This is a genomic window from Enterobacter cloacae complex sp. 385G4 (assembly GCF_057320665.1).
This window is the reverse complement of sequence record NZ_JBXWDD010000001.1, coordinates 507,493-532,894: the sequence shown is the minus strand read 5'-3', so window position 1 is coordinate 532,894 and position 25,402 is coordinate 507,493. Positions and strand designations below refer to the sequence as shown.

Sequence of the window (25,402 nt, the reverse complement as noted above, 5' to 3'; positions counted from 1 at the left end):
ACGTCCCGGTGGAATTCACTCAGTTCCATCGGGCTATTACTGCACAGCAACTTACTGATTAACGGCGCCACTCAGTACGAAGTCAAGCCCGCGCGCTAACCCCCGTTCCCGCCAGTACCGTCTGAAGACATTAATAACTTGTGCTACAATTCCATAAATTTCATTAACATATTGTAGAACAACATGAGTACAACCCCCTTCATCCGCCCGCAGCTCACCCTGCCAAACGGCGCCGATAAACTTCTGCTGCACTCCTGCTGCGCCCCCTGCTCCGGTGAAGTCATGGAAGCTATTCAGGCCTCGGGCATTGACTACACCATTTTCTTCTATAACCCCAACATCCATCCGCAAAAGGAATACCTCATCCGTAAGGAAGAAAACATTCGTTTTGCAGAAAAACACGGCGTGCCGTTTGTTGATGCCGATTACGATACCGATAACTGGTTCGAGCGTGCCAAAGGCATGGAGTGGGAGCCCGAGCGCGGCGTCCGCTGCACCATGTGCTTCGATATGCGCTTCGAGCGTACGGCGCTCTACGCGGCGGAAAATGGTTTCAGCGTTATCAGCAGCTCACTGGGGATCTCTCGCTGGAAGAATATGCAGCAGATCAATGACTGCGGCCAGCGTGCGGCAGCGCGCTATCCGGGAATGGTCTACTGGGACTACAACTGGCGCAAACAGGGCGGCTCATCACGAATGATTGAGATCAGCAAGCGTGAACAGTTTTACCAGCAGGAATATTGCGGCTGCGTGTATTCCCTTCGGGACAGCAACCTGCACCGCAAGTCGCAGGGCCGCCCGCTTATCCGCATTGGCAAGCTGTATTACGGCCAGGATGAGAACGAAAAATAACGCCCTCTTCTGGTGTAGATATATCCGAAAACCGGCCAATTCCCTCCGAAATTTAGCGTTCCGCCTCTCATCTTTTCAAAGAGAGGCTATCCTTTAACTATCAACAAAAGGAGGCAAAAATGTCTGATTTCGGTACTGATAAAAACACCCAGTTTGCTGAAGACAAAGCAAAAAATAAATTTGATGAACTTTCAGGTTCAGCCCAGCAGCAGTTCGGTGAATTCGTTGATTCACCGAAGCATCAGGTAAAAGGCGCTGCGAAAAAATATGCCGCACAGGCCAGCGATGCTGTCTCTGACGTGACTGAAGCGGTCAGAAATAACCCGCTCACCGGTCTTATCGCCGCGGGTGCGGTCGGTATTGTGCTTGGCCTGTTGCTGGGACGCAAATAAACAAGGCCCTTCGGGGCTTTATTTTTTAGCTGAACAATCTCACCATGCGGTCTAATTCCTCCTCTTTCACGGCGCGCGAGAGATAATATCCCTGAAAGTTTTTCACACCCAGCTCGACTAATTTTTCAAACTTCTCCTCACTGTCAACGCCCTCTGCAATACAAGCTGTTCCGGTCATGTCGCTGTAAATCTGTATCGCTTTAATCAGATTATAATCGTTGTCGTTCGCCACAAAATGATCGACGATGTCCCGATCCAGTTTCAGCCCATCAAAATGCACCTGCCTCACGGGGAACATGGCATGATGGCTTGAGAAGCAATCGTCAAGAAACAGTCTGCACCCCGTATTACGCAGGTGCCGCATGGTTTCTGGGATGCTTTTATCTTTCGTTACATCAATATCTTCCGCGAATTCAAAGACCAGCTTTTCTGCCCACTGGGGGTTAAGCAGCATGCCGATGGCTTTCCTGGCCATCTCTGGCAGCGCGTTCCCGGACGCCAGGCGAGGCGGAATATTAACGGAAAAATAGAATTTACCGTTATATTTATTAATCCCGGACACGGCGGCGTGGATCACCATAGCCGTAATCTTTAGCCATACTTCATAATTAGCGATATCATTCAGAAAACGGGCTGGCTTGACTATTTTACCGTTCTTATTCCAGCGAATAAGTATCTCAAACCCCACCCCTTTCTTGTCACGATCGGTAATGATCTGGTAGGCGGGAAATATCTCCCTTTTCACCAGCGCATTAAAAACTTCCGCTTCTTTATCCGTGAAGTCCACTCTTTGATTTTGGCTTTTAATCCGCCTTTCCACTTTTACATTGCGCGGTTCATTCAACCATCGCTTGATACAATGTAATTTCTGCAGACCTTCTTTACGATGGGTGTAAACCGTTTTATTAGAAAGCCTCAGTTTGTCGCACTGGTCTTTTATAGACATGCCGCGATAGAAGTTCAATAAAACATCAACCTCTCTTCTTGTCAGCCATTTGAGCTTTTCTGACGAAGAACAGTCCAGATAGTAATCGCGTAATAAGCGCGAGCGGTCTTTAAAGCCATTATTGTGGGTGTGGAAACAGGTTATTACATCAGATACGCTGGCTATGCGAATCAATGATAATTGATGACTGTTATTTAGAAGACTACCCAGGGTTCGATACAGCCAGCTGTCCGGTATATCACCATACAGGGTAACACGACGAATAACAGGAAGTGCATTGAGTACGGATGCCAGTCGCGTCAGGCTCTCCAGGAGAGCTACCGTACCTTTTCCCAGGAACACTACGATGTGAGCGTTTTGATGAATAAGGATATTTTCCTTGTCAGGATCAGATAATTCATCTCCATCAAAGTGAATATGCGCAGTCTCTATGCCGTACTTTTTGAGCAGCAGGTGATATCCCTGAAACGTAAAGCCGCAGGTTGAAATGACAAATCTTTGCTCGTTGCACGCAACATTCCTGAGAGAAATTTGGTGGGTCATAACCTGCTCCTGGGCACGAAAGCGCCATTATTATTATGAGTATGTAAACCAACAGCGGTGTGTATAATAATTTTACAATACACCATCAGGTTAAGATACTGTTATCAACGCCATGCACTGTAACATCTTTGCGTTAATCACCCTTTTCCACGCATAAATATAACTCTATATTTCTTTTAAAATACCGACCGCAAGCCACTTATTCTCAGGTATAATGAAAATTCCGAAAAAGAAGGCTGGATACTTCATCTATCGGCTCATCAAATACGAGAAAAATGCTATGGATAATCACATCTCATCCAGGGCCTTGCTACATCGAAGGGATGTTATAAAAAGCAACCCGCGGTTTAGTGAGGCAATATTAGAGCACTACACAATCAATGACGCCATCTACAAAAAACAACCCTTGTTCTACAAGACAATGCTTCAGGAATCACGGTTTAACATTATTCTTTCCATGTGTTGTTTTATATTTGGCAATCAGGCCGAATCCGTCTCAGAGATAAAAGAGTTATGTTCCCGCTATAAAATAGCCAGCCCCAACAGCGTTATTGCGATCATTACGTTACTCAGAACCACGGGACGCATCAGGACCTGGCGCTGTACGGAAGACCGGCGAAAAACGAGAATTGCCCCAACCGAAAAAGGATTGAATGAACTCAAACGCTATATGTCCGGTGCATTTTTACCCGTCAGCATTCTTTACCCGACGTTTAATATTGATGTAAATCTGCTGGATAATGACACATTGAGAAATAATTTCTTCCGCCGCGCGGCAGAATATCTTTTCCGGGGATTAACGTTCAGGAAAGTTTTACCGGAAGTGGGATTATTTATTGATAAGGATGGAGGCCGCATGATTATGCTGTATCTTTACCTGCAGGCCATAAAAAACAAATCCGCCCACGGCGCGGTTATTCAATATTCCGCCAGTACGCTCGCTAAAGAATTCTTTGTCTCCCGGATCCACGTCAACCGGATTATCAAATCGGCGCATGAGGCAGGTTATCTTAAAGATCGCGGTGACGGTCGCCTGTCGGTGTATCCGGCGTTTTTCGAACTGGTCGAAAACTATGCCGGATTATATTTCGCCTATGTTACTCATTACATTAACGTGGTGCCGAAGGAGCGACGCCACCCAAACAACGTAACGTCAACGGTATAATACAAATGGCGTTCGGTATCCCGAACGCCAATCTTTATCTCTCGCGCAGCGCCTCTTTTGCCTTGTTCAGCGGTTTCAACAGATAATCCAGGATGGTTTTGCTGCCGGTTTTAATATCTACCGTTGCAATCATCCCTGGAAAGACCGGAAAGTCTTTGCCCTGCTTATTGGTCAGGTGGTTACTGTCGGTGCGGATATAGACGCGGTAGTAGTAGACATCTCTTTTCACCTCGTCCTGCAGGGTGTCCGGCGAAATCATGGTCACCTCGCCCTCCAGCCCGCCATAGATGGAGTAGTCATAGGCCGTAATTTTCACCAGCGCTTTCTGGCCGGGGTGGATAAACGCGACATCGCGCGGCGAGATTTTCGCCTCAACCACCATCTGGTCGTCCAGCGGGACCAGACTCATCAGCTTGCCGTTCGGGGGAATAACGCCGCCCACGGTCGTCACGTCAATATCCTTCACAATCCCACGCACCGGCGCGTTGAAGGTCAGCCGGGTCAGGGAGTCCTCACGCCCTTTCATCACCGAACGCTGGGCTTCAATCTCCGCGTTGGCTTTCGCCAGCTCTTCACGGGCGCGGACGTAATACTGATTTTTCATCTCGGTGATTTTATTCTCAAGCTCATTTTTTTGACGCTCAAGACGTAACACCTCAACCTTGCTGGCCGCCCCCTGGGTCACCAGCGGACGGGTCAACGACAGCTCGCGCTGCACCAGCTCGGCGCCCTGACGTAAGCCGGCCAGCCCTTTTTCAAGGCTCTCGCGACGGGACTGATAGAGCGCCGTTTCCTGTTTGACCAGCTCAACGTCATCGTCCAGTTCCTCGGGAAACGCGAGTTCCGTGTCGTTAACTTCGGCCTTCAGTCGCGCAGCCGTTGCCAGCGCCGCGTTCAGACGAGACTCGCTCTCCAGCACGCTGGACTCGGTTTTAGTCCGGTCAAGCTGTGCCAGCTGCTGACCACGCTCAACGATATCGCCTTCGCGCACCAGCAGGCTGTGGATAATCCCCCCTTCCAGGGACTGAATCACCTGCTCATGGGAAGACGGGATCACCTTGCCGCTGCCGGTCGTGACTTCGTCCAGCTGGAACAGGCTCGCCCAGGCGATAAACATCGCCAGCAGGGCGAACAGCGACCATGCCACCAGCGAGGATCGCGGCAGGCGCGGCTCTTTCAGACGGCTGTTATAACGGGAGAAATCGTTCATGCCGCACCCTCCTCTGCAACAGCCGCCGGCTTCATGGTCACGGTGCGCTGTGCCGCCTTTTGCGGCGCCAGCCCGTGCTGATGCAGGATCGCGTCGCGCGGGCCGTCCATCACCACCTTGCCGTTTTCTAGCACAATAATGCGGTCGACCAAATCCAGAATCGGCAGGCGATGGGTTGCCACCACCAGCGTCCGGCGCTTGCCCAGCCATTTGTGAAGATGCTGAATAAACTGCTTCTCGCTCATCTCGTCCAGCCAGGCGGTAGGTTCATCCAGCAGCAGAATGTTCGGCGAGGTGATCAGCGCGCGGGCCAGCAGCAGCGCCTGACGCTGTCCGCCTGAAAGCCCAGCTCCCCCTTCGTTGATGATATAGTTCAGCCCCATTTTCTGTTTGCGCACAAACTCCAGCGCGCCGCTGTTGACCAGCGCCTGATGGATTTCCTCGTCTGTCGCCAGCGGATTGCCCATCAGGATATTGTCACGCAAGGAGCCGAAGAACAGCCGCGCCTGCTGGCTGAGCAGTTGCATGTCGCGGCGCACGTCAGCCGGGTCAAGGTGATTGAGAGCAATATCGTCCAGCAGAATGCTCCCCTGCTGCGGCTCCTGCATGCCCGCCAGAAGCTGCAGCAGCGTGCTTTTACCGGAGCCGTTACGCCCGAGCACCGCCACGCGCTCACCGGCGCGAATGTGCAGTTTGCCGATGTTCAGCACGGTGAGTTTCTCTTCTTCGTCATAGTAGAAGCCGACGTCTTCCAGCCGGTAATCCCCGCGCAGGTGGGCTTTATGCACCTTCTTCCCGTGCTGCGGATCGTCAATCGGGCGCTGCATCAGGTCGTCCAGCCCCTTGCGGGCCACTTTTGCCGACTGCCAGCGCGAGAGCACGCCAGAGATCTGCGACAGCGGCGCTATGGTCCGCGACGCCAGAATCGAGGTTCCCACCAGCGCACCGGTGGTCATGTCGCCGCTGATGACCAGGTAACAGCCCACCAGCAGGACTACCGCATAGACGATGGACTGCACCTCCTGGGTCCAGGTCAACAGCAGCCCCGTCAGCCAGCGCTGCTTCATGCCGACGCTGGCGGCCACGTCGTTGGTGTTGTTCCACTGGTTCTGGAAACGCTGCTCGGCGCGCATCAGCTTGATGTCTTCAATACCCTGCACCGCCTCCACCAGCGTCGCGTTACGAATGGCGGATTCGCGCATCCCTTCGCTGGAGAGTTTCCCCAGCGGGCGCTGCACCAGCAGGCCCGGAATGAGCAGCAGCGGCACGGCGAGCAGGACCACCAGCACCAGTGGACCGCCAATCATCCACAGAATAAAGACGAACAGCAGGAAGAACGGCAGATCGGAGATCGCCGCAATGGTGGTCGAGGTGATGAGCTCGCGCACCGACTCCAGCTCGCGGATCTGGGCGATAAACGATCCGGTTGATTTGGAGCGCGCCCCGTTTTTAATCCGGAGCGCGTGGGCAAAGACGCGTTCTGAAATGCGCAGGTCGGCGCGTTTCCCCACCACGTCCGAAATATGCACGCGCAGCATGCGCATGATGAATTCAAACACGATGGCGAGCATGACGCCGCCAAACAGCACCCACAGCGTGGCCTCCGACTGCGACGGCACCACCCTGTCATACACCTGCATGGAAAAGACCATGCCGGAGAGTGCCAGCACGTTAGCGACCAGCGCCACCAGCATGATGTCGCTGTAGCGGCGCCAGTCCTTCAGCGCCAGCTGCCAGAACCAGTTTTTCTCATACGGTTTGATGTAGTCGTCCACGCGGGCATCAGGCGTAGACTCTAGCGGGCGCAGCACCAGCAGCGTTTTCAACCGTGAGCCGAGCGCGTCCCGCGTTAGCGTCGTCTCCAGCCCGCCGTCGCCGCTGAACTGCAGGCTGACGTTGCCTTCGTTGTCCATGCGGTTAATGACCGCGATTTGACCGCCAGTGAATTCCGCCAGCAGCGGCAGGCGCCACGGATCGAGAGATGTTGCATCCGTCGCCACGCGCATTCCCAGCCCTAGCTGGCGCGCCATCTCCTCCAGCACCAGCTGGCGCGGAGACTGACTTTCATGGTTAATCGTGACCCGAACGTGCTCCACCGAAAAGTCCAGCCGGTAGTGCTTCGCGATGATGAGCATGCCCTGCAGCCAGGGTTCGTACTGTGGATGTGTCTTCATAATCTCCGGGTTAACGCCATTTGTGTAAAGAAACGCCAAAAGGCCGCGAGGATTGCTCCCCGCGGCGTTGGTTTACGCAATTAACAGCTGATGATTCGCCAGCAGCGTAGCCAGGTCCGTCTGCACGCCGTTCAGCGTCACCAGGGTGGTTGGCGAGAACTGGCCGCCGGTACCGTCCAGATCCACCTGGATTTCGGTATTGCTGCCGTTCTGCACCACGCGGACGAAATCGGTGATGTTGCCCGCGCTGCTGTCCAGCGTGGCCACGCCGTCCACATAGCTCGCCGAGCCCGTGCCGGTATAGCCGCTGCCAGAGAGCAGATCGCGCAGGTCAATACGATCCGTGTCCGCGGTCCCTTCCCAGGTGCCAACGGTGAAGCCGTTCACCACGTCATGACCGTTACCGCCCGTGGCATCCGAGGCGTTAATCAGCTTGTAGAGCAGCGTATCGTGACCGCCGCTGCCGATGTTGAAGGTGTCGTTTCCGCCGCGGCCTTCGAACCGGTTATCACCGCTGTTGCCGGTGATGACGTCGTCGTAATCCGAGCCGTTAATCCCTTCAATGTTCAGCAGACGCGTGGTGCCGAAGCCGGTGTCCTGCGCGGTTGAGAGTCGCAGATCCACGGTCACGCCGGAGGTCGCATTGCGGTAATCCACCACGTCCATCCCACCGGTGTTGCTCCAGGTGTCATGGTCGGAATGGGTAGTCCAGCCGCCGGAGCCGTTGTAGGTATAAGTGCCATTTTCGGCGATAAAGGTGTCGTTATACCCGGTTCCGGTAATGGTTCCGCTGTGGCCGCCTGTGGCCGCTTCGGCCGTCAGGACGTAGCCCTCTTTGCCGTTGCCCGCTTCCAGACCGCTCCAGGTGACGTTATCCGACACGCCGTTGGTGATCTTCAGGATCTCGGCCGAATAGGTTTCATTCGGATCCAGCCCGTAGAAGCTCACCAGCGCAGAGGTATCGTTCGACCCGATACCGGACTGGGCGTTAATGATCTGCGAAGCCACCAGCACGCCCGCGGCGTTGTACAGGTTGACCGTATTGCCGTAGTAGGCGTTGATGCCCTCGCTGTCGACAATGTGCAGATGCATCGCGGTGCCGTCGGCAATGGTTTTGCTGTTCTGGACCAGTACCACCTTGCCGTTCTGCTGGGAGACCAGCAGATCCTGCGCACCGTCCCAGTTGTAGTCCACTGACGCCACGCCGGTGGCGTAAGCAATGCCTGAAGCCAGCTGGCTTGAGGTCCAGGTGGAGCCGTAACCGTTGTTGGTGAACAGGGTCGCCGTCTGTGAACCGCCGTAGGTGCTGAGCTTGACGATGTCCATCTGCCCGTCCCCGTTCCAGTCCACCGCCACCGACAGATAGCCCGCCGTGGCGTTAGAAGCCTCTACCGCGCTCTTGGTTGTGGAGAGCTTCCCGGTACCGTCGTTGTAGTAGATCACCCCGCCGTTGTTGTTGTAGCTGCTGCCCAGGTACAGATCCATGTAGCCATCGCCGTTGAAGTCTGCCCACGTCATGGACGCCGCCGTGGTGGTGTTCGCGGCGTTGACCACGAATACGTTGGTCAGGTTCTGGCCGATGGAGAGCGTGCCGTTGCCGTTGTTGTTGATCACGGTGAGCGAGTACGCGCCACTGCGGTTGGTGTGCTGGACAATATCCACCGTACCGTCGTTGTTCAGGTCAACGCCGGAGATTTCACGCCCGGAGTCGAACTGACCGTAGAAACCGCCCTCCCCGCCGGTGCCGTCCGGCGACAGGACGCCATTGTTATTCACCAGGTAGGTCAGTGAGTCCATACCGGCATCGCCGTAGGCCAGATCCAGGTAGCCATCGCCGGTTTTATCGTACGCAATCACGCCGCCATACCAGATGGTGGTCCCCATCGCCAGCTGGCTGGCATTATAGGTGCTGCCATCGTAGGTCCACATCACCTGAGTAGACCCGGCGTAGGTATTCTCGGTCGCGAAGATATCCTGCGTGCCGTTACGGTCAAAGTCGGCGGCGGTCTGGCTCACCACGTAGTAGCCGCGGGTGTTGGTCAGCGTATTGCCGGCATAGGTCGAGCTATCGCTGCTGGAGTAAGCCTGAGTGTTCGCAATGATATTCCACAGACCGCTACTGTTCATGCCGAGGGTCATGGTGGAGTTGTTGCTGTTCCCCGCCGTGGTCGCCCAGTCGGTATTCACCGTGGTGGTATCAATCACCAGGCTGCCGGTCGCCGTACCGGTGGTATTGCCGTTACCCGCGCTGCTCTTCACCTGCGCCGTCACGCTGTAGCCCGCCACGCTCAGGGCATCGCCGTCCGGGATCTGCAGGTACCAGGTATTGTGATCCGGGTCGACTACCACGGCCCCCCCCGTCTGGGAGGTGTAGGTTTTGCCGTTCACCGTCACCACCAGGTATTCACCGTTCACCAGGTCGGCGGAGACGGTACCGCTGACGATTGGGGTGGTATCCGACGTGGTCTGGGCGGTAATCGCCGCCGTGGTGGTCGGGATACTGGTATCAACGTTCAGCACGAAGCCGTCAGATTCCGTGTAGTTACCGGCTTTGTCGGTCACGCGCACGATGTACGTGTGGTTGCCATCGCTCAGGCCGTTATCCTGGAAGGACCAGCTTGCGCTGCCGTTCATGGTCACCTGACCGAGCAGAACGCCGTCGCGGTATAGCTGGACGATCTCGCCGTCTTCAGGGGCGCGGTTGAGCGTACCGTTGATCAGCGGTGCGTTATCGTCCGTGGCCACCGTGCTGCCAAAGGTGCCCTGACGCTCGCCTTCACCGTCGGTATAGCTCACTACCGTGCCAACCGTGGTCGGCGGCGTGGTGTCTACCGTCACCACCTGAGAGGCGGTGGAGCCGACGTTGCCCGCCTGGTCGATAATCCGCACCTGCCAGGTGTAGTCTCCGTCAGGCAGAACGCGGGTATCGGTGTAGCTCCAGCGCTGGTTGGTGACCGTGGCATCAACCCAGGTGTTTCCGCCGTCGAGGCTGATCTGCACCCGTTCGTCGCTCGCCAGCGCGCTGCCCAGCGAGCCGTTGATGGTCAGGGTGGTGTCCATAGTGATGAAATCACTCCCGGACTGCCCGGTATCATCGCTGATGCTGTCGATGGTGATGCCGTACTGCGGCGCCTGGGTATCTACCGTCACGGTCTGGGTGGTAGTGGCACCGACGTTGCCCGCCTGATCGACTACCCGCACCTGATAGCTGTAATCGCCGTCGGCCAGGGTGCGCGTGTCGTTATAGCGCCACTGGGTACCGCTTACCGTGGCATACACCCAGGTGCTGCCGCCGTCCATGCTCACCTGCACGTACTCACCCGCCCCTAACTCTGCGCCAAGCGTGCCATGCAGGGTGTACGAGGTCGAACTGGTCAGGAAGTCGTTATTGTCGAAGCCAGTATCCACGGTGATGTTATCCACCGTCACCGTAATCGCCGCATCCGGGGCAACCGTATCGACGGTCACCTGCTGATGGGCGCTGGCGCCCACGTTGCCCGCCGCATCGACCACGCGCACGTAGTAGTCATAGGTCTGGTTACCCAGCGTACGTCCGTCCACGTAGTACCAGCTGTTGCCGGTGACGATTACGTTCTGCCAGGTGACGCCGCCGTCGATGCTGATCTGGGCATACTCGCCGTCGGCCAGCGTCGCGTCGAGCGAGCCGTGCAGCGTCAGGGACGTATCGTTGGTGATAAAGTCGCTGCTGCTCAGGCCGGTATCGTCGCTGATGCTGTCGATAGCGATCGTTTTGCTGGCGTCCGGCGCAACCGTATCAATCGTCACGACCTGGCTGGCGGTGGCGCTGATGTTGCCCGCGTCGTCAATCACGCGCAGCTGGTAGTTGTAATCCCCATCGGCCAGCGTACGACCATCCACGTAGGTCCAGGTCAGGCCGCTCACGCTGACGTCGGTCCAGGTGACGCCGCCGTCGAGGCTGATCTGCGCGTGGTCGCCGCTGCCCAGCGCCGCGCCGAGCGTCCCTTTCAGGCTGATCTGGTTGTCGCTGGTGATAAAGTCGCTGCCGGACAGGCCGGTATCCTGGGTGACGGAATCCACGGTAATGGTCGTTGCCGCAGGCTTCGTCAGGTCAATCACCACGTCCTGGCTGTCCGTTGCCCCCACGTTGCCCGCGCTATCGATCACCCGCACCTGGTACTGATACGTACCGTCCGTCAGGGTGCGGCCATCGGTGTAGCGCCACGTGGTGCCGGTCACCGTCAGGTCAATCCAGGTGGTGCCGCCGTCGAGGCTGATCTGCGCCTTCTCGTTATTGCCGAGCTGCGAGGTCAGCGAGCCGTTGACCACTACCTGCTTATCGTTGGTGATGAAATCCGTCGCGCTCAGGCCGGTGTCGTTTTGCAGCGAATCAATGCTGATGCCCATCGACGGCGCGGTGAGATCGACGGTGACGGTGTGGTTATCGCTGGCGCTGTTGCCGATGGCGTTGCTGACTTGCGCCTTAATCACGTACGAACCGCCGTCTGCCAGCGCGGTGACGTCTGCGCTGCCCACCGTGTAGCTCCAGGTGCCGTCATTCTGCACGGTCGCCGCGTAGGTTTTGCCGTTCAGGGTGATGGTCACCGTCTGGCCCGCAGGCGCGTCGGTGGTGCCGCTGACGACCAGCGGCGTGCCGTGTTCGGCCGCGTTGACGATATCGTCCTGCGCAAAGGTGTTAATGGTGATGGTTGGGACATCGCCGTTCAGCGTCACGTCGTGCGTTGCGCTACCCGGGTTGCCCGCCCTGTCGCTTACCGACGCGGTAATGGTGTAATCCCCGTCGCTCAGGCCGAGGAAATCACGCCCCGGCACGAAGACCGACCACGTTCCGTCCGCCCCGACGGTCGCCTGATAGCTGTGCCCGCTGAAGGAAACGGTCACCGTCTGGCCCTGTTCTGCCGTGGTGGTGCCGCGGATGGTCTGACCCGCCAGCTGCTCCGCGTTGTTGACGATATCGTCATCCGCCACGGTGCTGATGGTCACGGTCGGCGCAGCGGTATCCACCGTTAAGGTGTGCGTGGTCTGGCCGCCGTTACCGGCTTTGTCGTTGACCGACGCGGTGACCGTCAGCGCCCCCTGGCTCAGAGTAGCCAGATCTGCCGCCGGCACATCGAGCGTCCAGGTGCCGTCGCTGCCCACAAGCGCAGTGTAGGTTTTGCCGCCCAGCGTCACGGTGACGGTCTGGCCCGCCTCCGCGCTGGTCGACCCGTGTACCGTCAGCGGCTGCTGCGCTTCCAGCGCATTCAGCATGTCGTCACCCGACAGCGTCGCAATGCTCACGACAGGCGCGGTGGTATCCACGCTGATGCCGTGCGTCGCCGAGGCGCTATTGCCCGCGCTGTCCTGCGCCGACACGGATACCTGATAGCTCGCGCCATCGGCCAGGGCACCCACGTCTGCGGCCGGAACGGTGGTCGTCCAGCTGCCGTCGTTCTGGATGGTGGCCGTATAGGTCTTGCCGTTCAGCGTCACGGTGACCTGCGTCCCGCTGGCGAACTGGGCGCTGGAGCCGTTAATCACCAGCGAACTACCCGCTTCTGCCGCGTTGATGACGTCGTCACCGCTGAGGGTGTTCACCGTCAGCGCCACGGAAGCCGTATTCACTACCACATCGTGAGTCTGGGTGCTGCTGTTGCCCGCGCTGTCGGTAATGGTCGCGCTAATGGTCACGGTGCCGTCGGTCAGGGCAGAAATCACGCTGGCCGGAACGCCCACGCTCCAGTTGCCGCTGGCGTCAACGGTGGTGGTGTACTGGTTTGAACCGATGGTGATGACCAGCTTATCGCCGACGCTCGCGCCGGTTGCCGTGCCGCTCACGATCTGCGCCTGCCCGTGCTCCACGCTGTTGATGACGTCATCGCCCGCCACGACGTTAAAGCTGACGGACGGCGGTGTGGTATCAAGCGTAATCGCTTTGCCCGCGCTGCCCGGGTTACCCGCGGCGTCGCTCACGCTGACCTGCACGGTGTAGCCGTTATCGGCCAGTGCGGAGAGGTCGGTGCCCGGCACGTTGACGCTCCAGATACCGCCCTGCTGCACCTGAGCGGTATAGCTCTTGCCGCCCAGCGTCACGGTGACCGTCTGCCCGGCTTCCGCCGTGGTGGTGCCGGAGATGGCCACGCCCGCAGCCGCTTCGCTGCCGTTAATCACGTTATCACCTGCCACCGTATCAATCGTCACGGTCGGCGCGGTCGCATCCACGCTGTACTCGCGGCCTGCCGTCGCGCTGTTGCCGTGCACGTTGGTGACGCTCACCTGCACGCTGGCGTCGCCGTCCTTCAGGCCCGCGAGATCCGCGGAAGGCACGGTGGCCGTCCAGTTGCCGTCGGCATCCACTTTCGCGGTGTAGGTTTTGCCGCCGAAGGCGATTGTGACGGTCTGGTTTTCCTCCACGTTCGAGGTGCTGCCCGAGAGCACCAGATCCGCGCCTTTCTCCGCCGCGTTAATCACGTCGTCGGTGGCGATCGCATCGATGCTGATCGCCACGGCCGCCAGATCGACGGTGACGTCGTGACTGATGGAGACCGGGTTGCCCGCGCTGCTCTGGCCTGCCACGGTGACGGTCACCGCGCCTGCTGCCAGGGCACCCACGTCTGCGGCCGGGATCGCCGCGCTCCAGGTACCGTTCGCCAGCACGGAGGCCGCATAGGTTTTGCCGTTAACGGTCACGGTGAGCGTGGTGCCCGCCGCCAGCCCGTCGCTGGAACCGGTGACGATCAGGTTCTGTCCGTGCTCGATGCTGTTGATCACATCATCGCCCGCCACGGTATTAATACGCAGACCCGGCAGGCTAGCGTCTATAACGATTTCGCGCTCGCCCGCGCCGGTATTGCCGTGGCCGTTGGTGACGGTCGCCGACACGGTCAAATCGCCGTTGCCCAAGGCCGTCAGGACGGACTCCGGCACGCTCACGGACCAGGTCAGGTCGCTCTGCACCGTCGCGGTGTAGCTGTTGCCGCCAATGTTCACCGTCACCGTGTTACCGGCTTCCGCGTTCGCCACCTTACCGGTGATGGTCTGGCCTGCCGCCACTTCTGCCGCGTTGATGACGTTATCACCCGCCACGGTGTTGATGGTGACGGTCGGCAGCGCGGTGTCGACCAGCAGGTTCGCCGTATTGCTGACGCTATTGCCCACGCCGTTGGTCGCGGCTGCGCTCAGGGTGTAATTCGCTTCGCCCAGACCCGCCAGATCCGCCGCCGGAACCGTCAGGCTCCAGGTGCCGTCTGCGGCGGTCGTTGCAGTGTAGTTTTTTCCGTTGAGGGTCACGGTCACCAGGGTGCCTTCCGCGAGGTTGGCGCTGGTGCCGCTGACGCTCAGTTCCTGACCTTTTTCCACCGCGTTCAGGACGTTATCGCCGCTGATGGCATTAAAGCCCACGGACGGCAGCCCGGTATCGACGGTGACGTTATGGCTGCCGCTGCCGGTGTTGCCCGCCGCGTCGGTAACAGACGCAGTGACGGTCACGGTGCCGTCGCTGAGGCCGGAAATCACGCTGGCCGGAACGCCCACGCTCCAGTTCCCCGCCGCGTCCAGCACGGTGGTGTACGTCTGGCCGCCGATGGTCACGGTGACCTTATCGCCCGCTGCTGCGCCGGTGGCGGTGCCGCTGATGATTTGCGCCTGCGCGTGCTCAGCGAGGTTAATCACGTCATCGCCCGCCACGGTGTTGATGGTCACCGCAGGCACGGTCACGTCCACCGTCAGGTTATGGTTTACGGATGCCGGGTTGCCCGCCTTGTCGCTTACGCTCGCGGTCACGGTGACGCTGCCGTCGCTGAGCGACGCCAGATCCGCTGCCGGAACGTCCAGCGTCCAGCTGCCGTTCGCGCTGACGGTTGTGGTGTAGTCCTTGCCGTTCAGCGACACGGTCACGGTCTGGCCCGCTTCGGCGGTGCTAGTGCCGGCAACCGTCAGGTCAGACTGCGCTTCCGTGGCGTTCAGGATGTCGTCAGTCGCCATCGTATTGATGGTGACGGACGGCGCGGTGGCATCCACGCTGTACTCGCGGCCCGCCGAAGCGCTGTTGCCGTTCACGTTGGTGACGCTCACCTGCACGCTGGCGTCGCCGTCCTTGAGGCTCGCCAGATCCGCAGCCGGCACGGTATAGGTCCAGTTGCCGTCTGCTTCTACGGTAGTGGTGTAGATTTTACCGTTCAGGCTCAGGATGACGGTCTGCCCGGCTTCTACGTTGGTGGTCGCGCCGGACAGCACCAGATCCGCCCCTTTCTCCGCCGCGTTGATCACGTCGTCGGTGGCAATGGCGTTGATGCTGATGGCAACGGTAGTCAGATCCACGGTCACGTCGTGGCTGATGGTAATCGGGTTACCCGCCGCGCTGTCGCCAGTGACGCTGATTTTCACGGTGCCTTCCGGCCACGCGCTCACGTCCGCAGACGGAACCGCCGCGCTCCAGGTGCCGTCCGCCAGCACCGTCGCCGCATAGTCTTTGCCGTTCACGGTAACGGTCAGCGCCGTGCCCGCCGCCAGCCCGTCGCTGGAGCCGGTGACGATCAGGTTCTGCGCATGCTCAATGCTGTTGACCACGTCGTCGCCCGCCACGGTGTTCACGCGCAGGCCCGGCAGGTTAGCGTCTATCGCAATCTCACGCTCCCCGGTGCCGGTGTTGCCGTGGCCGTTGGTGACGGTTGCCGTCACGCTCAGGCTGCCGTTGCCGAGTGCGGTCAGCACATCAGACGGCACGTTCACGGACCAGCTCAGATCGTTCTGCACCGTTGCGGTATAGCTGTTGCCGCCAATGGTCACGGTTACGGTGTTGCCCGCTTCGGCATTCGCCACGGTACCGCTCAGGGTCTGGCCTGCCGCCACTTCCGCCGCGTTGATAACGTTATCGCCCGCCACGGTGTTGATGGTGACGGTCGGCAGCGCGGTGTCGACCAGCAGGTTCGCAGCGCTGCTCACGCTGTTGCCCACCCCGTTGGTGGCGGTAGCATTGAGGGTGTAACTGGCCTGACCGAGACCGGCCAGATCCGCAGCCGGAACCGTCAGGCTCCAGGTGCCGTCCGCCGCCGTCGTCGCGGTGTAGTTTTTACCGTTCAGGGTCACAGTCACCACGGTGCCTTCCGCCAGGTTGGCGCTGGTGCCGCTGACGCTCAGATCCTGACCTTTTTCTACCGCATTCAGAACGTTATCGCCGCTGATGGCGTTGAAGTTGACCGATGGCAGACCGGTATCGACGGTCACGTTATGGGTGCCGCTGCCGGTGTTGCCCGCCGCGTCGGTAACAGACGCAGTGACGGTCACGGTGCCGTCGCTGAGGCCAGAAATCACGCTAGCCGGGACGCCCACGCTCCAGTTCCCCGCCGCGTCCAGCACGGTGGTGTAAGTCTGGCCGCCGATGGTGACGGTGACCTTATCGCCCGCTGCCGCTCCGGTGGCGGTGCCGCTGACGATCTGCGCCTGACCGTGCTCGGCGACGTTAATCACGTCGTCGCCCGCCACGGTGTTGATGGTGACCGCTGGTACGGTCACGTCCACCGTCAGGTTATGGTTTACGGATGCCGGGTTGCCCGCCTTGTCGCTCACGCTCGCGGTAACGGTGACGCTGCCGTCATTAAGCGCGGCCAGATCCGCCGACGGAACGTTCAGCGTCCAGCTGCCGTCCGCGCCGACGGTTGTGGTGTAGTCCTTGCCGTTCAGCGACACGGTCACGGTCTGGCCCGCTTCGGCGGTGCTGCTGCCGGAAATCGCCAGGTCAGACTGCGCTTCCGTCGCGTTCAGGATGTCGTCAGTCGCAATCGTATTAATGGTGACGGATGGCGCGGTGGCATCCACGCTGTACTCGCGGCCCGCCGAGGCGCTGTTGCCGTTGACGTTGGTAACGCTCACCTGCACGCTGGCGTCACCGTCCTTCAGGCCCGCCAGATCCGCAGCCGGCACCGTGGCGGTCCACTTACCCGCCGCGTCCACCGTGGCGGTGTAATTCTTGCCGCCGAAGGTGATGGTGACGGTTTGATTTTCCTCCACGTTTGAGGTGGTGCCGGAGAGCACCAGATCCGCCCCTTTCTCCGCCGCGTTAATCACGTCATCGGTGGCAACGGCGTCGATGCTGATGGCAACGCTCGCCAGATCCACCGTCACATCGTGGCTGATGGAAACCGGGTTACCGGCGCTGCTCTGGCCCGCAACGGTCACGGTAACCGTGCCTGCGGCCAGCGCACCCACGTCTGCCGCCGGTATCCCCGCGCTCCAGGTACCGTCCGCCAGCACGGTCGCCGGATAGGTTTTGCCGTTTACGGTCACGCTCAGCGCCGCGCCCGCCGCCAGCCCGTCGCTGGAGCCGGTGATAATCAGGTTCTGCCCGTGTTCGATGCTGTTGATCACGTCGTCACCCGCCACGGTATCCACGCGCAGGCCCGGCAGGTTAGCGTCTATCACGATTTCGCGCTCGCCCGTTCCGCTATTGCCCACGCCGTTGGTGACGCTGGCTGACACGGTCAAATCGCCGTTGCCCAGCGCGGTCAGAACGGATTCCGGCACGTTCACGGACCAGGTGAGATCGCTCTGCACCGTTGCGGTGTAGCTGTTGCCGCCAATCGTCACGGTCACGGTGTTGCCCGCTTCGGCATTCACCACCTTACCGCTGATGGTCTGGCCTGAGGCCACTTCCGCTGCGTTAATGACGTCGTCACCTGCAATGGTGTTGATAATCACGCCCGGCAGAACGGATTCCACGTTCACGGTGTGCGACGTGCTGGTGCTGTTGCCGACGCTGTCCGTTGCCGATGCGGTAACGGTGTACAACGCTTCACCCAACGCGCCGACCTGGTCTGCAGGAACGGTAGTCGTCCATTTCCCGTTGCTGTCGACCATCGCGCTGTACGCTTTGCCGTTCAGCATCACGGTCACCACTGCGCCTGTCGCCAGGCCGGAAGCCGTACCGGAGATCGTCAGGTCCTGGGTTTTCTCGGTGTTGTTGATCACATCGTCACCGGAAATGGTGTCAACGGTCAGCACCGGCGCGGTCAGGTTCACCTCCACGCCGTGCGTGGCGCTGTTGCTGTTGCCCGCTTTATCGGTCAGCGCCGCGGTAATAGTGTAATCCCCGGCGGCCAGCGCGGTGACGTCCGCCGCAGGCACGCCCACGCTCCAGTTGCCTGAGGCATCCAGGGTGGCGGTGTATGATTTGCCGTTGAGGGTAACGGTGACCACGTCGCCCGCCGCCGCGCCGGTCACTGAGCCGGTAACGATCAGAGCCTGCCCGTGCTCGGCGCTGTTGATCACGTCGTCATCGGAAACGGTGTTGATGGTCAGCTGTGGCACGGTGGTATCGACCAGCACATCGCGTGCCGCGGAGGCCGGGTTGCCCGCTTTGTCCGACACGGTGGCGCTGACGGTATAGTTCCCGTCGGTAATCGCGCCCAGATCCGCAGAAGGCACAGTCACGCTCCAGCTGCCGTTTGCCTGCACGGTGGTGGTGTAATCCACGCCGTTCAGCGTGACGGTCACGGTCTGGCCCGCTTCGGCGTTAGAGACGCCGTTGACGACCAGATCCTGCTGCGCTTCGGCGGCATTGATGATGTTGTTGTCGCTGACGATTTCGATGGAGACCGTCGGCGCGGTGGCGTCCACGCCGTACTCGCGTCCCGCAGAGGCGCTGTTGCCGTTCACGTTGGTGACGCTCACCTGCACGCTGGCATCGCCATCCTTCAGGCCAGCCAGATCTGCCGACGGCACGGTCGCCGTCCAGTTGCCGCTGGCATCCACTTTCGCCGTGTAGGACTTGCCGCCGAACGTGATGTAAACCGTCTGGTTCTCTTCCACGTTGCTGGTGGAACCTGAAAGCACCAGATCTGCGCCTTTTTCTGCCGCATTAATCACGTCGTCGGTAGCAATCGCGTCAATGCTGATAGCAACCGTCGCCAGATCGACCTTCACGTCGTGGCTGATGGAGACCGGGTTGCCTGCCGCGCTATTTCCCTCGACCTTCACGGTGACCGTGCCTGCGCCGAGCGCGCTGACGTCTGCCGCCGGAATGGCCGCCGTCCAGGTACCGTCTGCCAGCACCGTGGCCGCGTAGGTTTTGCCGTTGACGATCACGCTCAGCGCCGCGCCCGCTGCCAGGCCGTCGCTGGAGCCGGTAATAATCAGGTTCTGCGCATGCTCAATGCTGTTAATCACGTCGTCGCCCGCCACGGTATCGACGCGCAGGCCCGGCAGATTGGCGTCGATGGTGATCTCGCGCTCGCCGAAGCCGGTGTTGCCGTGGCCGTTAGTGACGCTGGCTGACACCGTCAGATCGCCGTTACCGATAGCGGTTAAGACCGCGGACGGCACGTTGACCGACCAGCTCAGATCGTCCTGAACCGTCGCGGTATACGTATTGCCGCCGATTGAAAGGGTGACAGTGTCACCGCTCGCCGCGCCGCTCACCTTCCCGCTCAGGGTTTGTCCGGAAGCGACTTCCGCCGCGTTAATCACGTCATCGATGGCGATTGCGTTAATGGTGACCTGCGGCAGCGCGCTGTCGACCAGCACGCTATGGCTGGCGTTCGCGCCGTTGCCTGCGCTATCGGTCACGCTTGCCGTGACGGTATAGCTCGCTTCGCCCAGCGCAGAGACGTTCGCCGCCGGAACGGTCACGCTCCAGCCGCCGCTGGCGTTGGTGGTCGCGGCGTAGCTGATGCCGTTCAGGGTCACCGTAATGGCTGTACCTTCCGGCTGGTTGCTGGTGCCCGAAATCTGCAGATCCTGGCCTTTCTCGACCGCGTTAATCACGTCGTCAAGCGCCAGGGTATTGATGGCAATCTCCGGCGCGGCCAGGGAGACGTCAAATTCATGCGTGGCGGTGGTGCTGTTACCCGCTTTGTCGGTGAGGGTCGCGGAAATCGTCTGCTCGCCGTTAGCCAGCGCGCCCACGTCTGCCGCCGGAACGCCCACGCTCCAGCTTCCGGCACCGTCCAGCATCGCGGTGTAGTCTTTGCCGTTCAGGGTGACGGTAATGACGTCACCCGCCTGCGCGCCCGTGACCTTGCCGGAGACGATCAGCGCCTGGCCGTGCTCGGCAATATTCACGATGTCGTCGCCCGCGACGATGTTGAAAGTAATCTGCGGTACGGTGGTATCCACCAGCACGGAGGCATCAGCGCTGGCCGGGTTGCCGGCTTTGTCGGACACGGTCGCCGTGACCGCCGCGCTGCCGTCGGTGATGCCCGCCAGATCGGCTGCCGGCACCTCCAGCGTCCAGCTACCGTCAGCCTGCACCTGCGCGGTGTACTGGTTGCCGTTGAAGGTTACGGTGACCGTCTGGCCTGCTTCGGCAGTGGACGTCCCGCTCAGGGTCAGATCCTGCGCTGCCTCAGCCGCATTCAGTATGTTGTCGCCGCTGATGGTATTGATGGTCACCGTTGGCGCGGCGGTATCGACGCTGAACTCCTGCGCAGACGACGCCGCGTTGCCGTTCACGTTGCTCACGCTGACCTGCACGCTGGCGTCGCCGTCCTTCAGGCCGCTCAAATCGGCTGCCGGTACGGTGTACGTCCAGTCGCCGTTGGCGTTCACCGTCGTGGTGTAGGTTTTACCCGCAAAGGTGATGGTGACGGTCTGGCCCGCTTCTACGTTCGCGGAGGAGCCGGAAAGCACCAGATCCTGACCTTTTTCTGCCGCGTTGAGCACGTTGTCCGCGGTCACGCTGTTGATGCTGACGGCGACCGGCGCGAGATCGACGTCCACGATGGTGCCGATAGTCACCGGGTTGCCGGAAGGATCCTGCGCGCTTGCCTTGATATCCAGCGAACCGTCCGCCCACTGGGACACGTCCGCTGCCGGAACCGCCGCCTGCCAGGTACCGTCCGCCAGTACGGTTGCGGAATAGATCTTGCCGTTAATGGTCACCGTGACGGTGCTGCCCGCTGCCAGATCGGTGCTTGAACCGGAAACAATCAGGTTCTGAGCGTGCTCGATGACGTTAATGACATCATCACCCGCCACGGTATCAATACGCAGGCCCGGCAGTTGGGCGTCGATGGTAAAGTCCAGCGAAGACGAACCGGTATTACCGTGCGCGTTGGTGACGCTGGCCGATACGGTCAGTTCGCCGTTGCCGAGCGCGGTTAACTGGCTCTCGGTTAACGGCAGGCTCCATGAGAGATCGTCCTGCACGGTAGCGGTGTATGTCTGCCCGCCGAGGATAATCGTGACGGTATCGCCCGATGCCGCGTTAGAGACCTTCCCGGTCAGGGTTTGCCCTGCGGTGACTTCCGCCGCGTTGACGATATTGTCGGTCGCGAAAGTGTTGATAGTGACGACCGGCAACGCGCTGTCCACCAGCACATCGTGCGAGGTTGAGGCGCTGTTGCCCACATTATCGGTAACGCTCGCCGTCACGGTGTAATTGGCTTCGCCCAGCGCGCTCACCGCAGAGGCGGGCACGGTGACGCTCCAGCTGCCGCTGGCGTTAGTGGTGGTGGTGTAGTTGATACCGTTCAGGTTTACGGTGATGATGGTCCCTTCCGGCTGGTTGCTGGTACCGGAAAGCAGCAGATCTTCACCCTTCTCTGCCGCATTGATCACGTCATCTACGGCCAGCGTGTTAATACCGATAACAGGCGTCACGGTATTCACCACCACATCCAGAGAACTGCTGCCGGTGTTGCCGGAGCGATCGGTCACGGAGACGTTAATGGTCCAGGTGCCGTCCGTCAGCCCCTGAACGACGGATGCAGGCAGGCCGAGGCTCCAGTTGCCCGCCGCGTCCACCGCGGTGGTGTAGTCCACGTTATTAATAGTGATGGTGACCAAATCGCCCGCCGCAGCACCAGTGACGGAGCCGCTCAGGATCTGCGCCTGAGAATGGGCCAGCTGGTTAACGGTGTTGGTGTCGGTGACAAAGTCATTAATGGTCACCTGCGGCACGGTGGCATCCACCAGCCCAACGCGGTCCGCACTGCTGCTGTTACCTGCCACGTCGCTGACGGAGGCCGTCACGGTGACAGTGCCGTCTGCCAGCGCGCCAACGTCGGCGGCAGGCACGTTCAGCGTCCAGGTGCCGTCAGCTTGTACGGTAGTTTGATAGTTTTTGCCGTTCAGCGTCACGGTGACCGTCTGGCCCGCTTCAGCGGTTGTGCTGCCGCTGAGGACCAGATCCTGCTGCGCTTCTGCCGCATTGATGATGTTGTCGTCGGTCAGATTATCGAGCGTTATGGTCGGCGGCTGCGTATCGACAGTCACCACGCGTGAGGCGTCCGCGCTGTTGCCGCTGACGTTAGTCACGCTGACGCTTACCTGCGCCCGCCCGTCGATCAGCGTTTCCATGGCGTTCGCCGGGACAGTCAGGCTCCAGGAGCCATCCTGCTGCACCTGCGCGGTAAAAGTCTGGTCGGCAAATTTCACCACCACGGTTTGCCCCGCCTCCACGCCCTGCGTCTGGCCGGAAAGGGTTAAGTCGCTCCCTTTTTCTGCCGCGTTCAGCAGGTCATCGCCGGAGACGGTATCAATGGTGACCGCCACGGCGTTGAGATCGAGTTCAATCGGGTGTTCAGCCGCAACGGTGTTGCCCCAGGCATCTTCCGCGCTGACGCTGACCGTCATACCTCCGGCCGTCCAGGCCTGCAGATCCGCAGCAGGAACGCCAATGCTCCAGCCGCCGCTGGCGGTCACCACGGCGTGATAGTCGACATTGTTGATGGTGACGACAATCGGCGTACCTGCGGCCAGATGGGTGCTGGCGCCGGTGACGGTCAGATCCTGCTGCTGCTCGATGGCGTTGATCACATCATCGCCGGAAATGGTGTTTACGCGCAGACCCGGCAGTTCCGCGTTGATATTGATATCGCGCTCGCCGGTGCCAGTATTACCGTGCCCGTTTGTCACGGAGGCGGTAAAGGTCAAATCCCCGTCGCCGAACGCCTGAAGATCCGCTGAAGGGATCGTGACGTTCCAGGTCAGATCGCTGCCCACCGTGGCGCTGTAACTCTTACCGCCAACGGTAACAGACACCGTATCGCCCGCCGCCGCGCCGGTAACGCGGCCACTGAGGGTTTGGTCCACGCCCGCTTCGGCGTTATTAACCAGGTTATCCCCCGCAAAGGTGTTAATGATCACCTTCGGCAGCACGGTATCGACCAGCAGATTCGCCTCTGCGGAGCCGCTGTTACCCACGCTGTCGGTGCCGCTGACGCTGACGCTATAAAGGGTGTTCGCCAGATTCAGGACGTCGGATACCGGCACCTGAACCGCCCAGATACCGTTTTCGACGGTCGCCTGATAGCTGACGTTGTTCAGCGTCACGGTAACGGCGCTGCCGTCCGGCAGGTTGCTGGTGCCGCTCAGGCTCAGCGGCTGCATCGCCTCCCGGGCATTCAGCACGTTGTCCTGGCTGATGGCGTCAATCGTAAATTCCGGTGCGTTACCGCTCAGCACAATGCCGTGCGTGGCGCTACCGGTGTTCCCCGCTGCGTCGGTGACGGAGACGGCAAGGGTGTGGTTGCCCTCACCCAGCGCGCCGACGACGGAGGCAGGAACGCCCACGCTCCAGCTGCCGTCTGCCTGTACGACGCCGGTGAAGGTCTGGCCGCCAACGGTCACGGTGACGACATCGCCTGCCGCCGCGCCGCTCGCCCGCCCGGAAATAATCTGCGCCTGGCCCTGCTCGCTGGTGTTGAGGATATCGTCGCCCGCGACGGTGTTGATGGTGACGACCGGCGCGTTGGTATCTACCGTGAAATCCGCGGTCACGGACGAGCCGTTGCCTGCTTTGTCGCTGACGTTCACCGTCAGGGTGTGGTGACCCTCATTAAGGGCCTGCACCTCGCTGGCCGCCAGCGTGACGGACCAGGTGCCGTCGCTGCCCACCGTGGCGTTATAATTTTTGCCGTTCAGCGTCACCGTCACAATCTGCCCGGCTTCCGCGTTGGTTTTACCACTCAGCGTTAGCGGCTGGTTGTGCTCAGCGGCATTAATGATGTTGTCCTGCGCGAGCGTATCGACGGAGAGCGTTGGCGCAGCGGTATCCACGCCAATCGTCTGGCTTCCGCTCACGGTGTTACCCGCCGCGTCTTTGCCGCTGACGCTGACGGTCCAGGTACCGTCGCTGAGCGCCTGTGCGTCTGCCGCAGGCACGTTAACGCTCCACGCGCCGTCTGCTCCCACCTGAGCGGTGTAGGTTTTGCTGTTCAGCGTTACGGAAACGTCGGTTCCCTGCGCCAGATGCTGACTGCTGCCGGACAGCGTAAAGCCTGCGGACTGTTCGCTGGCGTTAATCACGTTGTCACCCGCCGTTGTCGCCAGCGTAAGCGTGGCCTCGGACGTAGAAACGGTCACGGTGATGTTGCCCGCTGACGTGGTTTTACTGCCGTCGATCTGCACCACCGACCAGGTGTGCTCTCCGTCGGCCTGGGTCGGGAGTTTTACCGTCCAGGTGCCGTCTTTACCGACCATCGCGCTGGCGATGGTGCTGCCGCTGCCGTCTTTAATCTGGATGGTCGCGCCCGGCTGACCGGTACCGCTGAAGGTCGGCGCGTTATCGTCCGTGAGGGCGTTTGCGCTCAGCACTCCCTGCTTGTCGCCCACCTTGTCCGACAGCAGGAAGGTCGGCGTGGCGCTTTCCACTTCTTTGGTGTTATCAATGACTTTCGTTTTGGTTTCGCCATCACCGCCGTGGGCCAGCAGTGCGCCGATAGCACCGCCGCCTAACGCCGCCCCTGCAATCCAGCCCCACGGGGCATCGCTCAGGGCGCTTCCCTGCTCCAGGAAGGGTTCAATGCTGCTAATGGGTGTGGCCTGCGCGGTTAATTCAGTAGCGGCAACGCCTGACGCTTCCCCGGCATCGGCAAAAGAGAGATGAGTCAGTTCCTGCCCGTCGTTGAACACCAGCTCTGACTGATGTTGGGTTTCAGGATCTTCAACAAAATAGTTATTGCAGCGAATAACGCTGCCGTCCTTCATATAAATGAGAAGGTCTTTACCCTGGCGGACATAACGCACCACGTCCTGAGCAGAGCCCTGAATTTCAATCACGCTCGGCGATGAAATAGAGACCGACAGATTCCCTTCGCCGGTTAATTTCGTTTTCTCCGCCGTTTTGCGAATGATGACATCAACAACCTTTACGTTACTCATATTCCTCTCCTTGCAGGTGTACGGATCCCTGTGGATATATCC

7 protein-coding genes are annotated in these 25,402 nt (G+C 60.0%); 3 read left to right on the top strand and 4 right to left on the bottom strand.

The features are described from left to right. Window positions 1–183: 183 nt before the first annotated feature. Together AC2FAJ_RS02685 and AC2FAJ_RS02680 are read left to right on the top strand one after the other, a co-directional pair. Window positions 184–852 carry an epoxyqueuosine reductase QueH gene (locus tag AC2FAJ_RS02685; RefSeq protein WP_028013090.1) on the top strand — a complete coding sequence of 223 codons (669 nt, stop codon included), beginning with the start codon at window positions 184–186 and terminating at the stop codon, window positions 850–852. A gap of 119 nt (window positions 853–971) precedes the next feature. Continuing rightward, entirely contained in the window at window positions 972–1,244 is a 273-nt protein-coding gene (locus AC2FAJ_RS02680; RefSeq protein ID WP_028013089.1) for an ElaB/YgaM/YqjD family protein, read from the top strand. 25 nt (window positions 1,245–1,269) lie between these two features. Here the strand turns inward: AC2FAJ_RS02680 and AC2FAJ_RS02675 are convergent, their stop codons facing one another. Continuing rightward, on the bottom strand, window positions 1,270–2,733 hold the full coding sequence (locus AC2FAJ_RS02675) for an EAL domain-containing protein (RefSeq protein WP_060571861.1): 1,464 nt from the start codon (window positions 2,731–2,733) through the stop codon (window positions 1,270–1,272). A 280-nt stretch (window positions 2,734–3,013) separates the two neighbouring features. Between AC2FAJ_RS02675 and AC2FAJ_RS02670 the strand changes: the two genes are divergently transcribed. Next, entirely contained in the window at window positions 3,014–3,898 is an 885-nt protein-coding gene (locus AC2FAJ_RS02670; RefSeq protein WP_028013087.1) for a helix-turn-helix domain-containing protein, read from the top strand. Window positions 3,899–3,932: 34 nt separating this feature from the next. On the opposite strand, the gene AC2FAJ_RS02665 is transcribed toward AC2FAJ_RS02670, so the two are convergent. The 3 genes from AC2FAJ_RS02665 to AC2FAJ_RS02655 all read right to left on the bottom strand — a co-directional run bounded on the left by AC2FAJ_RS02665 (window position 3,933) and on the right by AC2FAJ_RS02655 (window position 25,360). After that, on the bottom strand, window positions 3,933–5,108 hold the full coding sequence (locus tag AC2FAJ_RS02665) for an HlyD family type I secretion periplasmic adaptor subunit (protein ID WP_485453779.1): 1,176 nt from the start codon (window positions 5,106–5,108) through the stop codon (window positions 3,933–3,935). Further along, window positions 5,105–7,282, bottom strand: coding sequence for a type I secretion system permease/ATPase (locus AC2FAJ_RS02660; protein ID WP_041910074.1), 2,178 nt, complete (start codon window positions 7,280–7,282; stop codon window positions 5,105–5,107). The genes AC2FAJ_RS02665 and AC2FAJ_RS02660 overlap by 4 nt, the downstream gene beginning before the upstream one ends. A 72-nt stretch (window positions 7,283–7,354) precedes the next feature. Further along, on the bottom strand, window positions 7,355–25,360 hold the full coding sequence (locus tag AC2FAJ_RS02655) for an Ig-like domain-containing protein (RefSeq protein ID WP_485453778.1): 18,006 nt from the start codon (window positions 25,358–25,360) through the stop codon (window positions 7,355–7,357). Between the last annotated feature and the right edge of the window lie 42 nt (window positions 25,361–25,402).

Bases quoted from the DNA above. Each gene is read 5' to 3' on its own strand.
- AC2FAJ_RS02685 (WP_028013090.1), top strand. From the start codon at position 184: ATGAGTACAACCCCCTTCATCCGCCCGCAGCTCACCCTGCCAAACGGC.
- AC2FAJ_RS02680 (WP_028013089.1), top strand. From the start codon at position 972: ATGTCTGATTTCGGTACTGATAAAAACACCCAGTTTGCTGAAGACAAA.
- AC2FAJ_RS02675 (WP_060571861.1), bottom strand. From the start codon at position 2,733: ATGACCCACCAAATTTCTCTCAGGAATGTTGCGTGCAACGAGCAAAGA.
- AC2FAJ_RS02670 (WP_028013087.1), top strand. From the start codon at position 3,014: ATGGATAATCACATCTCATCCAGGGCCTTGCTACATCGAAGGGATGTT.
- AC2FAJ_RS02665 (WP_485453779.1), bottom strand. From the start codon at position 5,108: ATGAACGATTTCTCCCGTTATAACAGCCGTCTGAAAGAGCCGCGCCTG.
- AC2FAJ_RS02660 (WP_041910074.1), bottom strand. From the start codon at position 7,282: ATGAAGACACATCCACAGTACGAACCCTGGCTGCAGGGCATGCTCATC.
- AC2FAJ_RS02655 (WP_485453778.1), bottom strand. From the start codon at position 25,360: ATGAGTAACGTAAAGGTTGTTGATGTCATCATTCGCAAAACGGCGGAG.